Source organism: Epilithonimonas sp. 33E (assembly GCF_059372615.1).
Map to the genome: position 1 here is coordinate 606,015 of NZ_CM182009.1, position 15,076 is coordinate 621,090.

The 15,076-nt window shown below is 35.7% G+C and carries 12 protein-coding genes and 1 riboswitch; of the genes, 7 read left to right on the forward strand and 5 right to left on the reverse strand.

Annotated elements, in window-relative coordinates; all coding sequences use genetic code 11:
* Positions 1–5 precede the first annotated feature (5 nt).
* Together AC5P2S_RS02930 and AC5P2S_RS02935 are read right to left on the reverse strand one after the other, a co-directional pair.
* Positions 6–1,820, reverse strand: a complete 1,815-nt coding sequence (locus AC5P2S_RS02930; protein WP_494556158.1) for a TonB-dependent receptor plug domain-containing protein — start codon at positions 1,818–1,820, stop codon at positions 6–8.
* A 25-nt stretch (positions 1,821–1,845) separates the two neighbouring features.
* Positions 1,846–2,040, reverse strand: a riboswitch (cobalamin riboswitch).
* Between the two features lie 92 nt (positions 2,041–2,132).
* Positions 2,133–4,319 (reverse strand): T9SS type A sorting domain-containing protein, encoded by a 2,187-nt coding sequence (locus AC5P2S_RS02935; protein WP_494556159.1) that lies wholly within the window; start codon positions 4,317–4,319, stop codon positions 2,133–2,135.
* Positions 4,320–4,561: 242 nt separating this feature from the next.
* Here AC5P2S_RS02935 and AC5P2S_RS02940 point away from each other — a divergent pair, with 242 nt between their 5' ends.
* Positions 4,562–6,076, forward strand: a complete 1,515-nt coding sequence (locus AC5P2S_RS02940) for a tetratricopeptide repeat protein (RefSeq protein ID WP_494556160.1) — start codon at positions 4,562–4,564, stop codon at positions 6,074–6,076.
* Positions 6,077–6,166: 90 nt separating this feature from the next.
* Here the strand turns inward: AC5P2S_RS02940 and AC5P2S_RS02945 are convergent, their stop codons facing one another.
* The gene (locus tag AC5P2S_RS02945; RefSeq protein ID WP_494556161.1) at positions 6,167–7,051 is read right to left on the reverse strand and encodes a T9SS type A sorting domain-containing protein; all 885 of its coding nucleotides are present in this window, start codon (positions 7,049–7,051) and stop codon (positions 6,167–6,169) included.
* Positions 7,052–7,169: 118 nt separating this feature from the next.
* Complete coding sequence (gene mutY, locus AC5P2S_RS02950; RefSeq protein WP_494556162.1) at positions 7,170–8,201, reverse strand: A/G-specific adenine glycosylase; 1,032 nt, start codon at positions 8,199–8,201, stop codon at positions 7,170–7,172.
* Between the two features lie 47 nt (positions 8,202–8,248).
* Here mutY and AC5P2S_RS02955 point away from each other — a divergent pair, with 47 nt between their 5' ends.
* The 6 genes from AC5P2S_RS02955 to AC5P2S_RS02980 all read left to right on the forward strand — a co-directional run bounded on the left by AC5P2S_RS02955 (position 8,249) and on the right by AC5P2S_RS02980 (position 14,442).
* Positions 8,249–8,539 (forward strand): HU family DNA-binding protein, encoded by a 291-nt coding sequence (locus AC5P2S_RS02955; RefSeq protein WP_027383593.1) that lies wholly within the window; start codon positions 8,249–8,251, stop codon positions 8,537–8,539.
* A gap of 236 nt (positions 8,540–8,775) precedes the next feature.
* The gene (locus AC5P2S_RS02960) at positions 8,776–10,332 is read left to right on the forward strand and encodes an Rne/Rng family ribonuclease (protein WP_283416282.1); all 1,557 of its coding nucleotides are present in this window, start codon (positions 8,776–8,778) and stop codon (positions 10,330–10,332) included.
* A 138-nt stretch (positions 10,333–10,470) separates the two neighbouring features.
* Entirely contained in the window at positions 10,471–10,977 is a 507-nt protein-coding gene (locus AC5P2S_RS02965; protein WP_283416283.1) for a hypothetical protein, read from the forward strand.
* Between the two features lie 170 nt (positions 10,978–11,147).
* The gene (porX, locus tag AC5P2S_RS02970; protein ID WP_283416284.1) at positions 11,148–12,692 is read left to right on the forward strand and encodes a T9SS response regulator signal transducer PorX; all 1,545 of its coding nucleotides are present in this window, start codon (positions 11,148–11,150) and stop codon (positions 12,690–12,692) included.
* Between the two features lie 270 nt (positions 12,693–12,962).
* Positions 12,963–13,727, forward strand: a complete 765-nt coding sequence (locus AC5P2S_RS02975) for an exodeoxyribonuclease III (protein ID WP_283416475.1) — start codon at positions 12,963–12,965, stop codon at positions 13,725–13,727.
* 82 nt (positions 13,728–13,809) lie between these two features.
* The gene (locus AC5P2S_RS02980) at positions 13,810–14,442 is read left to right on the forward strand and encodes a trimeric intracellular cation channel family protein (RefSeq protein WP_283416285.1); all 633 of its coding nucleotides are present in this window, start codon (positions 13,810–13,812) and stop codon (positions 14,440–14,442) included.
* 39 nt (positions 14,443–14,481) lie between these two features.
* On the opposite strand, the gene AC5P2S_RS02985 is transcribed toward AC5P2S_RS02980, so the two are convergent.
* On the reverse strand, positions 14,482–15,048 hold the full coding sequence (locus tag AC5P2S_RS02985; RefSeq protein ID WP_283416286.1) for a DUF2892 domain-containing protein: 567 nt from the start codon (positions 15,046–15,048) through the stop codon (positions 14,482–14,484).
* Positions 15,049–15,076 lie beyond the last annotated feature (28 nt).

A 15,076-nucleotide genomic window follows, 5' to 3' on the forward strand; every position in this document is an offset into this window, starting at 1 on the left:
TTTATTTAAAAATTCAGGTTAAGATTGACAGCATAATTTCTTTTCGGCATAAAATAATAATTCACTGTTTGATAGATTTCATCAGTTATATTATTGATTTTAAATCCTAACTGTATGTGTTTCGTTGGATTCAGTTTGATTCCTGCATTGAGAACAAAATAATTCTCCAGAAAATTAATTTCACTGTCATCAACGTAACGCTTGCTGTTATACAAAGCCTGGAAAAATAATCCAATGATTTTGTATTGATAACTGCTGTTGAAATTGATCTGATGAAACGGAACGTAACTTAGCTGCTTTTTGGTTTCCAAATCTACAGATCTGGTGTGCGAATAGCTAATCTTGGCGTCAACCTTATGATTGTTCCAATTTTTATTAAAAGACAGTTCGGTTTCCAAGCCATAAAAATCAACTTTTTTTACATTCTTTGGAGACCAGATGGCAGGAGTTACAGGAACCCATTGGATCATATCAGTCATTTTGATATAATAAGGCGTAATTCCCAGTTTGAAATTGTGATAGCTAAAATAATGCGACATCTCTGCCTGATAAGAAGTTTCCGGAATCAGATCCCGGTTTCCGCCAGGTTCCCAATACAGGTCATTGAAAGTTGGGGCTTTGAAATTCCTGGAAATATTAATTGAGTTTTGATACCAGTTGTTGACGAGATATTTTGCACTGGCAGAAAACAGAAACGGACTCTTATAACCTTCTACAAAATCCTGTTTTGCGCCCAGCTCCCAGTAGAATTTTTCAAGGTTTCCGTTTCTGTAGAGTAAAGAAAAGTTAGCGGCGTTTCTTTTTGGATTCTGAATACCCGAACCAAAACCTTCTGCTTCATTATACTGATATTCTGTAATAAGGTTAAAAGATGATTTTTTTGAAACCAAAAAGTCAAGATCATTTCTTACAATATATTGTTTGCCAATTCCGCTGCTTGTTTTTGGTTTATCAATATCGCTGAAATACTGGAAATTGTCTTCTATATAAGCAAGCTTCAAATTATTTTTAAATTGTCCGGAACGTAATTTCCAACCCGCCAGATTTCGGATTGTCTGTACCTGATATTTTGTTTTGGTTTGATTTTCCGAAAAAATAGGGTAGTGCTGATCGCTGTCATAATATTGACTTTGCCAGTAGAGTTCATTATTCGGATTAATTTTATAACCTAAACCAAGATTGAAACTGGTGTTCTGGTATTCGCCGTTTCGGTTGATGAATTTTTTTTCAGTAATTTCAAAATCATTTTTGCTTTGTGAATGATTGATATCAGCATTGAAGCTGAAATTCTCATTACTAAATTTCCCCCGAACCAAAGAATTAATAGTTGCAAATGAACCATATTCTGAGAAAACAGTTCCTTCAAAACCCTTGTTATAATCCAGGCTATTGTTGAGATGTATTGATCCGCCAATGGCACCGCTTCCGTAGATTACACTTCCGCCTCCGAATTTGATTCCGACATTTTCATAACTCAAAGGATTCAAGTTATTAATGTCGCCTTGCCCCAGAAAAATTGAATTGATGTTGATTCCGTTCCAGACAAAAGCGGTGTGCGAAGCCAGTGTTCCCCGAAAAGAGGGTGATGAAGTTGAACCCCTTCCGTTCTCTTTGATGTAAATATTGGACTGGAATCTCAACAAATCTGATAAAGAAGTTGAATTTTCCAGGATTTTATCAGAAGTGAGGTTTGATGTTTTTGCAGTTTTTGAAACTTTACTGAATTGATTATCAATGAATACAGTGTCGATCAAAGATTCCTGGGCGGAAACCTGATGCAATAAGCTGATTAAAAAAAAAGTAACAATACGTCTCATCATAACCTGCCTTTCCTCCGAAAGCATTTATTAAAAATTATCCTTGGCAGGTCTCCTGACTTTCGCTGATTTTGCGCCTTCTCACTCGATTTTTGGCGAGCAATGGCAAGATTGCAAAATATTGGATTGCGATTTACAGTTGCGGGGACAGTCGGAGAATTGCACTCCGTTCCCTTTTAATCCCGAATAAAAACATTCGGAAACCAAAGTCCGGCAAAGATAATTATAATTAAATTAGTAAAAAGGTATTTTGAAAAGAAAATGCTGTCTCATACGTGAGACAGCATTTTATTAAAATAATTATGAAAGATGAATTTACTTTTTGACTATTTTGAAAGACTTGCTTTCTTTTTCGTTATTAGTTTTCAGGATGTAATTTCCTTTCGGTAATTTTGTGGTGTTTAGAACTGATGTTTTAGAATTTGCATCTTGTTCAATTACCTTTTTACCCGACATGTCATAAACTTCAACTTTGTTCAGTTTGTTGTCGGATTCAATATTAAGATGATCTCCTACAGGATTAGGATAAACTCTCACTGTATTTTTAACAGCATCATTGGTCGCTAATATCTCCTTAACATGAATATTAAAAACACAGGTATCTATAATCACACCGTCTTTTACCAGATTGTGGACAATTACATTGTCACCGATTGGAAAGTCTGAACCAGACTCCGCTCCCTGAACCAAAACTACTGTCGGAGCAGCAGATGCGCACTCATAATAAACTTTGAAAACGCCGTCTAACCCGTCTTTTACGGTCCAGTTATTACCGCTATTGCCGGAAATATAAGTGTTTGAAGTTGATCCGTCGTTGGTTTTAGCTTCCCAGGAAACTAAAGGTCCTTGTCCTTGCATTGCCACCCAGTATTTCCCGCTTTGTAACTCTACTGTTTCGGGTAATTTTATGGAAACTTCATAAACCGCAAATCCATTTGAAGCTGTTCCAACCTGATTTTGAGATTCATAAGTAAGGTTATCAAAAGATTTTACAAGCTCGCCAGGTTGACCGTTGTTGTCTTTATAGATGTAAACGCTTGTTCCGTAAGAGAATCTAACAAAGTTAGGGACAATTTTATTCACCTTCATTGTTTGTCCTGCCGGCACAATGAAATCATTTGCTACCAAAACATTACTAAAGCTAACTAAACTTTGAAAATTATTACTCGGATAATTGATACTGCAAGACGCCGTAGAGTTTCCGGTACATGCAAAAGGAAGAGTATAGTTGACTTTTGCAGTAGTTCCGCCAGGGTTGGTATTGGCATTGATGTCTGCAGGGCAAGAGAATTCACAGCCAGGATCAGTCATTCCATTTGTAATATTAAATGTATAATCTTCTGCCTGTCCGGAGTTATAATAATATCCCGATGCGCCAATCGGCCAAAACATAGAATATTCTGTTACAGACTGCATTTTCAGAACTCTCACTCTTGTATTTCCATTGATTGCATTTTGCGGAATAGTAATCGGGAACTCTGTAAACTTGTCGTCAACACCGGTAGATCCGAAAATGTAACCTTCGCTGATGATTTCATTATCTTCATCCAAGATACCGTTATGATTCCAGTCAATGAAAAGAGTGTAGGTGTCCGGTGCGTAATCTGTACGGTTTTCACCTTTTATTTTGACATTATAGGTCTGACCGGCTTGCAGATTAAAAATTTTGTCAGTCATATCTTCATAAAAATCTAAACTGTTCGGGTCGCTGTTATATCCAACGCCATTCACTTCAAAACGCGTTATTGGTGTAGATGGAATAAAATTTTCTACTTTATTTATTGGGTCGTATGATTGCGGGGTTGGGTTATTTGGCAATATTCTGAATTCTGTACTTCCAAAATAATTAGAGTTGTACTCACTTACGCTGACTCTCCAGGTTCCGGCTATATCCGGCATGGTTTCTCCCCAAGGATATGTTTTGGTATTTCCATTGAAAGAAATATCAAAATTTCCATTTTCATCAGCATAATACTGTCCTGTAATCCCTGAGCCGGATTCATTTGGTGAGAACAAGTGAACAACAACTTGTGCATTAGGTTGTACATTAGTAGCGTGGAGTTTTAAACCGAAGTTAAAGAATTGGTCCATTGTCAGATACTTGAAGTTAGTACTGGTGACGATTCTTTCATTTGGATTGGCAACCACAGTTAGATTAGCAGTGGTGGTCTTACCATTTTCATCAGTCGCCTTTACAATGTGCACTCCTTTTACCGATTTGTTTTTCTTAGCACTTATCTGGATAGAGAATTTCCCTTCGCTGTCGGCCGTCCCTTCAAAATCTCTCCATCTTTTACCATCTGGGTCAGTTGCAAAGACAGTTACTTTTGAATTAGGGGTAAATCCGGTTCCCAAAACAGGAAATCCACCAGACCAATACCACCATTCATCTATGGTTCCTTGTGTATCAGATACTAATGAGGTATCTAATGTAATGTGTTGGGCATTGAAAAGCCCGAAAAATAAAATAAACAAGCTTTTTAATAGTAATTTTACATTCATTTATTTAATTTTTTATGATTAATTGATGCAATGTTACAAGTAAGTGAGAACTTTTCAATTTTTTGATTGGTAACATTATAAATACTCTGTTTTTTGCCGAGTAACATTTTATATACATTTGATTTAAATTTCTGATTATCAATGCTTTTAAAGTAGGGTTTAATATAATCGAAAAATAGTCTTAACTTTGATTATTACTTCTCGGGATGCGGACTGTTTTAGCTTTATTTTTTATACTTTTTATGACATTTATCAATGCGCAGAATGATTCTAAAAATTCTGATGCCTACGTGAAACGCCTTGTGAATTTGATTAGGGAAAATAACAATAACCGTATCAAATCTATGAGTTATATCCAGGAGGCGCTTCGTTTTGAGAAAGAAATAGCGGACTCAACCCGGATTGAGCTTTATGTGACGGCCGGTAATTGTTATAAAGACCAGGAGTCTTATTATTTGGCTCTTAGCTATTATTATAAAGCTTTGGAGATTAAAAACGAGAAAGAATCCAACCGTTCTTTTAGTATTTTGAATAATATTGGAGGCTGTTATTATTTTATGGGTAACTATAAAAAAGCGCGGTATTTCTGGGAATCGGCACTTAAAAAATTCGAGTCTAATAAATCAAGCCAAAATGTTGAAGGCTCCCTTATCTATAATAATCTTGCGGTCCTGGAAAAAGAGCACGGTAATTACGCCAGAGCGTTGGAAATGCTGAAGGAATTCCTGAAAAGAAATGAAAAACTGAAAGATACTTTCAATATTATTATTGCTTATGAAAATATTGCGGATGTCAATGTCAAATTAAAAGAACAGGATCTGGCAATTTCTAACCTGTCAAAAGGCATCGGTCTCGCTAAGAAAATCAAATCAGATTATGACCTTGCAAGTCTCTATACAGACATAGGGAATATCTATCTTTCGCAGCCATCGCGCAAAGATTCATCTTATTATTATCTTTCCAGCGCTTTCAATATTGCTAACAGAAGCGATTTTTCTGACATCAAATTATCTTCATCGGAAAAGCTGGTTTCCTATTTTGAGAATCAAAAAGATTATAAAAGCGCATTATACTATCTTCACATTGCAAAATCTTTGTCGGAAGCAACCATCAACAAAGAAAATGCTAAGAAAGTTTCCAGGCTGGAATCGGAATTTGAGGAAAAGAATAAGCAGAAAGAACTCCTTCAGCAGCAGAAAAAAAGGGAGCGTTATTTCATCTCCGGAATGGTGCTGTTATTATTATTTTCGGTGATTGTTTTTCTGATGTTCAAATTACAGAAAAGTAAATCCGAGAAAAAAGCGACAGAAAATAAGCTGCTTGCCAAAAAACTGGACGAGAAAAATAAAGAACTGGCCAATAACGCGATCAAAATGATGCAGGCTTCCGAGATCTTCCAGACCACACAAAAGGAGCTGAAAGAGATGGACCCGAAGTACGAAGACGACAGGAAGATGATTTCCCGGATTATTATGGACTTCAAAAAAGGGTCACAAGCGCTCAATAAATCTGAGTTTGAGAAACTGTTTATAGAAACTGATGAGGATTTTTATAAAAAATTATTAGACAAATATCCGTCACTTACCAAAAACGAGCTTCGTCTCTGTGTGTTTCTAAGGCAGAATCTTTCTTCTAAAGAGATTTCGGCCATTACGCAGCAAAGTCCGCACAGTATTGTTGTAGCGAGGTCAAGGCTGAGAAAAAAGCTTGGTTTGGAGGAGTCTCAGAGCATCAGCAATTTTCTGATTCAATTTTAGTCCAGAATATTGATATAATCACGATTTCAATTGAATCCATAAAAAAGGCTGTTTCGTTTAGAAACAGCCTATACATTTGTTGGAGTTTATTTATTCTTTAATAAACTTAATATTGTCAACCGTATTGTTTGGCTTAGTCAAATTAAGCATATATACGCCTTTTTCTAACTTCGAAATATTTATTTCTTTGTTAAACGTTTGCTCCATTACTTGTTGCCCCAATAAATTGAAAATTTTCACAGATTTGTAATTCTCTTTGGAAGAGATATTTAAGACATCTTTAGCTGGATTTGGAAAGATGTTTATAGCATTTTTATTAACATCGGAAACAGCAAGTGTTTCTCTGTCAATAGAAAATGTATCTATACCAATAATGTCTGAGTTGCTTCCATTTGTACCACCACTTGTTACAAAATATCTAAATCCAAATTTGACAGGAACTTCGCTGGAACCAACTCCAGTAATAGTAAAAGTATATTTTGTCCATACCTTAGGATATACAAATCCTGCCAATAAGTTTGGATTAACACTAACACCTAGTGAAGTAAACGAGCCAACGCCAGTTGTTCCAGATGGATTTACGGTAGTTGCTGCGGAGCTATACCTTACCTCTAATCTGTCTGGGTAATCTGTTGTTCCATCTGTTCCTTTCCTTGTATAGAAACTTACAACATCACCATCTTTTACGTTCACAGCCGGCGACAAAAGCCAGTTGCTTATCGTTGCATTGGTTGCTGTAGATGTTGTACTAGTATAATTTACAAGTGCAAAAGAATTTTGACCACCTGCTTGACCTACAGGAATATTTCCTACACCACTTCCAAATATACCACTCGTCGCAGTACTGGCAGTGGTATAAGTTGCCTTAGACCATAATGATGTTGTGCTTGGACTTGTACTTTGATTAGTTTTAATCCATGTAGCAGGGAAGTCTGAATCGAATGAATAGCTGTAAACATTTGTTTGAGCATTCATTAATAAGGTAAAAACCGTTAATGAAGAAAGTAAAAATTTTTTCATAGATAATTGTTTAATAAATAATATGTTACTAATGCTAAATTAGGAATAAAATTTTGTAGTTTTAAAAATATTTTCATATTTTTTTTAAATAATATTTTTCTAATGGTTTTGGAAACGATTTTTCATCGGCCTGTTTTTCATTAACGATCAAAAAATCATTATCAGAAGCAAATTTTTCAAATTCTTTTTTAGAATCTATATTGATGAGATTGATTTCAATAGAAAGATTTTTATGCGTCAGTTTATGATTGACGATTTTTGAATTAATGATATACTCGTTCCAATTCTCAGAAATAGAAGTTGGGAATTCGTATAACTTTTTCCAGATAAAATCATTACCACGTTGTTTAATAAGAAATTGATTTTGATATTTCACAAAAAAATATTTCAGACTCAAATCTGACACTTTAACCTTTTTCGTTTTCACAGGAAATTCCGAAACTCTTCCGGTTTGGAAAGCCATGCAATCTTCATTTACAGGACAGAACATACAAAGCGGATTCTTCGGTCGGCAGATTTCAGATCCGATATCCATTATAGCCTGGTTGAATTCCCCAGGTTTTTCGTCCGGCATCACTAACAAAGCCAAATCTGAGAAATATTGAAAAGCTTTAGAACTGGAAATGTCAAAATCATCCGCAAAAATTCTTGACAAAACACGATAGAAATTACCATCAACTGCGGGTATTTTTTCATCGAAACAAATGCTTGCAATCGCAGCAGCAGTATATTTTCCGACCCCTTTTAATTTTAAGATATCATTATAATGATTCGGAAATTCACCCCCGAAATCTTCTACAACCTGATGAGCGGCTTTATGAAGATTAATCGCTCTGGAATAATATCCTAAACCTTTCCAATACAATAATACCTCGTCTTCCGATGCTTGATGAAGCTCTTTTACGGTCGGGAATCTTTCTATAAATCTGAGATAATGACTAAGGCCTTGTTTTACCTGGGTTTGCTGCAAGACGATTTCGCTGATCCATATATTGTAAGGAAGCTGGTTTTGTCTCCAGGGAAGTTGTCTGGCATTGGTATCGTACCACTTCGTAAGCTTTTTTCCAATGTGAAGAAAATCAGCATTTTGTTTGTTTGTTTTCAAAAATATGTCTTATATTTGCACACCAAAAATATAAAGAATTTTAGAAAATGACAAAGGCAGAATTGGTAAATACCATCTCGAACAAGCTGGGAGTAGAAAAGAATGATACACAGAAAGTTATCGAAGCTTTTATGCAAGAAATCAGAACCTCTATGTATAATGGAGATAATGTATATTTAAGAGGATTCGGATCTTTTATTATCAAAACCAGAGCGGCTAAAACAGGTAGAAATATTTCTAAGAATACAGCTATAGAAATCCCTGCTCATAATATTCCTGCTTTCAAACCTTCAAAAACTTTTGTGGAAAAAGTAAAGACCAAAGTTGCAGTAAAATAATTAGTTGAATATTAACAGTAAAAAAATATATAAATTATGCCAAGCGGAAAAAAAAGAAAAAGACACAAGGTAGCAACGCACAAAAGAAAGAAAAGAAGAAGAGCAAACAGACACAAGAAGAAAAAATAATTTAGCCTTTTTGAGTCTTAAACATATTAAATATAGTTGGCGTTTTGCCAGCTATATTTTTGTTTTATATTTACAACCTAATCTTAATAAAACCTTTTTATGAAGTTATGAAGAAAGAACTGATTATTTCCAATGAGGGAGACGCTTCAAAAATTGCTTTATTGGAAGATGGTCGCCTTTTTGAACTTCACGAGCTGGAAACAAAAACCGATTTTGTTGTTGGTGATTTGTTTCTCGGAAAGATCAAAAAACTGGCCCCCAATCTTAATGCCGCTTTCGTAAATATCGGTACGGATAAGGATGCTTTCTTACATTATCAGGATCTTGGTCCGCAATTTTTATCGTATCAGAAGTTTCTGAAAAATACGATTTCCAAAAAACAACAGACATCTAGTCTTAAAAATTTTGAAACAGCAAAGGACATTGATAAGCTGGGAACTGTTGATAAAGTTCTGACAGCCGGTGATCTTGTTTTGCTGCAAATTACAAAAGAACCAATCTCTACAAAAGGACCTAGAATCTCTACACAGATTTCTCTTACAGGTCGTTTTTTGGTTCTGATTCCTTTCGATAACAAAATTTCTGTTTCCAAAAAAGTTGGAGACCCCGAAGAAAAAAACAGATTGAAAACTTTGATAGAAAGTATTCGTCCGGAAGGTTTTGGGGTGATTATCAGAACTGTTGCAGAAGGAAAAAAAGTGGCTGAGCTTCATAATGATATGAATCAGCTGGTGAAAAAATGGGAATCCACATTTAAGAATATTCAGAAAAATAAAGTTCCTAGTAAGGTTCTGAGCGAAGAGGACAAAGCGTCTTCGATCTTAAGAGATAACTTTAACCAGGACTTCGTAAGCATCATTTGTGATGACGAAAAAATGGTGGAGGACATGAAATCTTACATCGAAGTAATTGCACCGGAACGTAAAAATATCGTTCAGTTTTATGATTCTCATATTCCTCTTTTGGAATACTATAATGTAGAAAAACAACTGAAACAGAGTTTCGGTAAACATGTGAACATCCCGGCTTCCAAAGGTGCTTACCTGGTAATTGAACACACAGAAGCGCTTCACGTGGTGGATGTGAATTCCGGAAATAATATCTCGTCATCTTCTACCAACAAAACCCACGCTTTGACTGTCAACAAAATGGCAGCTACAGAAATTGCAAGACAATTGCGTCTGCGGGATATGGGCGGAATCATTGTGGTGGATTTCATTGATATGACAGATCCGGAACACAGGAAGGAACTATACGAACACTTCCGTGAAGAAATGAAGCGTGACAAAGCTAGACATAAGATTTTGCCACCTTCAAAATTCGGACTGATCCAGATGACAAGACAACGTGTCCGTTCCGAAAAGCACATCGAAACATCCGAAGAAAATCCGAATAAGGACGGCGAAATCATCGCTCCAATTGTAATTGTGGAAAGAATGGAAGAATCCATCAGAACAATTATTCAAAAAGAAAAAGGCAAATTGTACCTTCACGTACATCCTTTTCTGGAAGCCTATCTTACGAAAGGACTGGCAAGTATCCAAAACAAGTGGTTTTTGAAATACAAAAAATGGGTAACCATCATCCCGAGAGATTCCTTCAAAATGCTGGAATTCCATCTCTATAATTCTAACAAAAAAGAATTGATGAGCTACTCTAATTAGAAAAGTAAACTGATTTCTGGAATAACAATTTCAAGGATCTATAATTTGAAAGTCTGTTTAATTTTGTTAAGCAGACTTTTATTTTTCATCAAATACTTATTATAGATATTATCCGTTTAATTTCTTAAATTTGGTTTTATGAAAAACATTTACGCGCTTCTTATATTTTGTCTTTTTACAAGCTGTTACACATATAGATCGGTTGCTGATGAAAAAGAGATCGAAACAAATAAAAATCCACGAACAAGACTTCAAAGTTCCGAAATGGCAATGGCTGCAAATGATAATGCTGCGATAGCTCATGTTCAAAAAAGTCAAATGCAAATTGCTAATACCGAAAAAATTGAAACGAATTCAAAGCCGAAGCAATCTATAAAATTAGGAATAAAAGATAAGTTGCAGCCAGATAAGATCTACAAAATAAAAGTTGCCGACAAGCGATACAAGATCCAGGTAGACCAATGGGAAAGTGATTCATTGGTGGTTCATCGGGTGAATAAACCTGAAAAGAAAATGAAATTCCATAAAAACCAGATCGAAGAAGATGCTATTTTGGAAAAACGTTTCTCACAGCCTATGTCCGATATAATCACCGTTACAATTTACGCCGGAATTGCTGCACTTATTGCTGCACTTGTACTTTAATAATATATTTTAAACTATTAATTGCTAATTGCGGTTTCGATTTTGAAAACGTTTTTAGCAATTTTTTATTGGCATTAACTAATATTTAACGTCAAGATTTAGTTAATTAATTATTATTAAGATATTTTGGTAATAATTTTGATAGAGATTAATCAAACATACAAATATATATGTCAGGAAAAATTTTATGGATAGATGATGAAGTGGATTTACTAAGGCCTCATATTGTCTTTTTAGAGAATAAAGGTTATAAAGTCACGCCCGTAAACAATGTGAACGAGGCTCTTGAAATCATTGAAAAAGAGAAATTTGCATTAACACTGCTAGATGAGAATATGCCCGGAATATCCGGTTTGGAAGCGATCCCGATGATCAAGGAAAAAGACAATGCTCTTAAAATTGTTATGGTCACCAAGAGTGAAGAAGAGCATATCATGGAGCAGGCAATTGGCTCGCAGATCGAAGATTATATCTTAAAACCGGTGAATCCCAATCAGGTGCTTTTGTCTCTGAAAAAGAACTTGCAGAGTGAAACGCTCGTAGAACAAAAAACAATTGTTGATTACCAGCAGGAATTCCGTAATCTGAGTATGGAATTGTCCTATCTCAGAACTTATCAGGATTGGGCGGAATATTATAAGAAAATCCTGAACTGGGAAATCAAATTCGATAAGGTCTTTGACAATGAGTTTGCTGATCTTCTGCAGAATCAGAAAGAAGAAGCAAACATCCAGTTTTCAAAATTTGTTGAGAATAATTATGAAGATTGGTTACACAGCAATGAAAAGCCGATGATGAGCCATACACTTTTCAAAGACAAAGTGAAGCCGGAAGTTGAAAAAGAAAAAGTTCTCCTGCTGATGGTTGATAACCTGAGATACGATCAGTGGAAGGTCATAGAACCGTTATTCACAAGGTTTTACAACAAGACCTCAGAAGATTATTATTTCAGTATTCTGCCGACGGCGACTCAATATGCACGTAACTCATTTTTCGCTGGATTGATGCCGTCAGAGATCGAAAAAAGATTTCCCGAATATTGGTTTAATGATAATGAAGAAGGAAACAAGAATGAGCATGAGAGAGACTTTCTGGAAGACCAGATGAAGAGAATCGGTTTATCCGGAAAATCAATGAAATATCTGAAAATCCTGAATGCGGATTTCGAAAGAAAAATTCTGGACGACTTCAATCAGCATAAGAACAATGATCTCTTGGTGATTGTGTACAATTTTATTGATATTTTGTCTCATGCGAAAACAGATAATAATATTGTAAATCAATTGATTAGAGATGATAAAACATTCAGATCCTTAACATATAACTGGTTTGAAAATTCATCATTAATCAAGATTATCAAAGCGGCCGCAGAAAATGGCTTCAAGCTGGTAATTACAACAGACCACGGCACGGTTTATGTTAAAAAACCTAGTAAAGTTGTAGGTGACAGGGAAACGTCAACCAACATCAGATATAAAACCGGAAGAAGTTTGACTTATGATGATAGGGATGTTTGGGCGATTGACAATCCCGACAAACTCTTTCTGCCAAAAGGAAACCTGAGTTCAAAATATATTTTTGCAAAGAACAACACATTCTTGGCATACCCGAAAAACTACAACCATTTTGTAAACTATTACAAAGATACTTATCAGCACGGGGGAATCTCTCTGGAAGAGGTCATCATCCCGATAAGCATATTAGAGCCCAAATAGTTTTTTTCATAGTTTATTTGATTTGGGTTTATTGGGCGGAAAGGATTGATTACCTTTTCCGCCTTTTTTATTTATAGAAGCAACAAGGTTGGCGACTATTTCACCATTCCCACCCGCTATCCACTATATCTTTTTCTTTTTTCATTAAAAAGAAAAAGGATGCCGTTCCTATCGGGGCTAGAAAGTAGTTTCGTATTTCTTTTGACCATTCAATTCAAAATCCCGAACTTTGAAAAACTAAAGTTTTTAAAAATCTATCATCATACTACTATGAGAATCATTTCCTATAATGTCAACGGAATCCGGGCAGCCTTTACCAAAGATTTTTTAGGCTGGCTTAATGTTGCAAGCCCGGATGTTATTTGTATCCAGGAAAGTAAAGCAGGAAACGATCAAATCGATATAGAAAGTTTCGAAAAGTTGGGTTATCATAGTTATTGGCATTCGGCAGTTAGAAAAGGTTACAGTGGCGTTGGGATTGCTTCCAAAGTCAAGCCTAATCACGTGGAGTTTGGTTGCGGTATCGAAAGTTACGATAACGAAGGTCGAATTATGCGTGCAGATTTTGACGGGTTTTCCGTGATCTCCGTCTACGTTCCTTCTGCTTCCAATATCGAAAGATTAGATTTTAAAATGCAATTCTGTTTCGATTTCTTAGCTTATATTAAAGAACTCAGAAAAACTATCCCTAATTTAATCATCAGCGGTGATTTCAACATCTGTCACCAGGCGATTGATATTCATAATCCAATTGGTCTGGCAAATACATCTGGCTTTTTACCGATGGAAAGGGAATGGATGACCAGCTTTATGCGCGAGAATCAACTCACAGACAGTTTCAGATATTTTAATGATCAGCCGGATCAGTATTCCTGGTGGAGTTACAGAGCGGGTTCAAGAGCAAGGAACAAAGGATGGCGTTTGGACTACAATTTTGTTTCCGAACCATTGAAAGATAAAATGACGAGAGCTGTAATTTTAGCAGAAGTCAAACATTCTGATCATTGTCCCGTAATGGTAGAACTAGGAATATAAATGATAAATAATAATTCATGAATGATTAATTATTATATTTAGATTTTATCGATTATCATTTATCAATAGTCAATTATAAAACGTGCACGAACAATTTAATCTTATCATAGAAATCCTCGGAACGATTTCCTTTGCAATGTCGGGTAGTTTTGCAGCGATGCAGAAACGCCTTGATCCTTTCGGTGTATTGATTATTGCTTTCGTTACCTCTGTTGGTGGCGGAACAGTAAGAGATTTGCTTTTGGATGTTCCCGTTTTTTGGATGACTGATATGATGACCTGCTCACTGATCTTTTTCACCTGTTTATTTTCTATGATTTTTAAATCCATTGAAAAAAACTTCAAAGTAACGCTGTTTATATTCGATAGTTTTGGATTGGGATTATTCACTATTATCGGTATTCAGAAAGGGCTGACAGCTGGTCTGCATCCTTTGATATGTCTCACGTTGGGAACTATTACCGGTTGCTTTGGAGGGATTATCCGGGATATTCTGTTGAACAGAATCCCATTGATTTTCAGGAAAGAAATCTACGCAACGGCCTGTATCGTAGGAGGTGGAATTTTCTTGCTAATGTCAAAATTTACAGGCTTATCTTACACGCTGGTTCAGATTTTTACAATAATTTTAATTGTTACGATCAGGACGTTGGCTGTCAAATACCATTGGAGAATTCCAAAATTCTATGGCTATGAGAATAATGATGAAATGTAAAGAAAAAGAGCAAAACTAATTTTGCTCTTTATTTTATAACTAGAAAAACTTTCCTCTGTTTCTCATATGCGGGTTGTGCATATGTTTTTGCATTGTCGGCATTTTCATCTGTTCCTTCATCATTTTGATTTGGTCAGCCATCATTCCTGCAGAATCCAACTGCTTAGCCTCGTCCAAAAGTTTCTGGGCTTCCGCTTTTCTCCCTTTGGAAAGTGCAGATGCTGCCAGATTAAGTTTTGCCATTGCTCTGTCGTGCTTCATATTCAAGCCATACTCCAAAGCTTTTTTCATCAATCCTTCTGTTTTTGCAGGATTGTCCTGAGCAATAGTCAATGCCTGCAGATAATGGAAATAGCCGTATTGACTTTTGTGAAGCTGCGATTTGTAATTGGTGATGTTAGACAAAAACTTAGAAGCTTTTTCGAGATTTTGTTTTCTCAATTGCCAAAAAGCCAAAAGGATGTTTTCGTTTTTGAAGAAAAGTGCGATTGGAATTGCAGAAAGCACAACCAAAACGATTCCCCAACCGATATTACGATTGAACATCAGATAAACGCCTAAAGCGATAATGATTGCAGCTGCTACAAATTTTATGTATTTGTTCATTTTTAAATTTTAGGTTGCAAAGATAAGA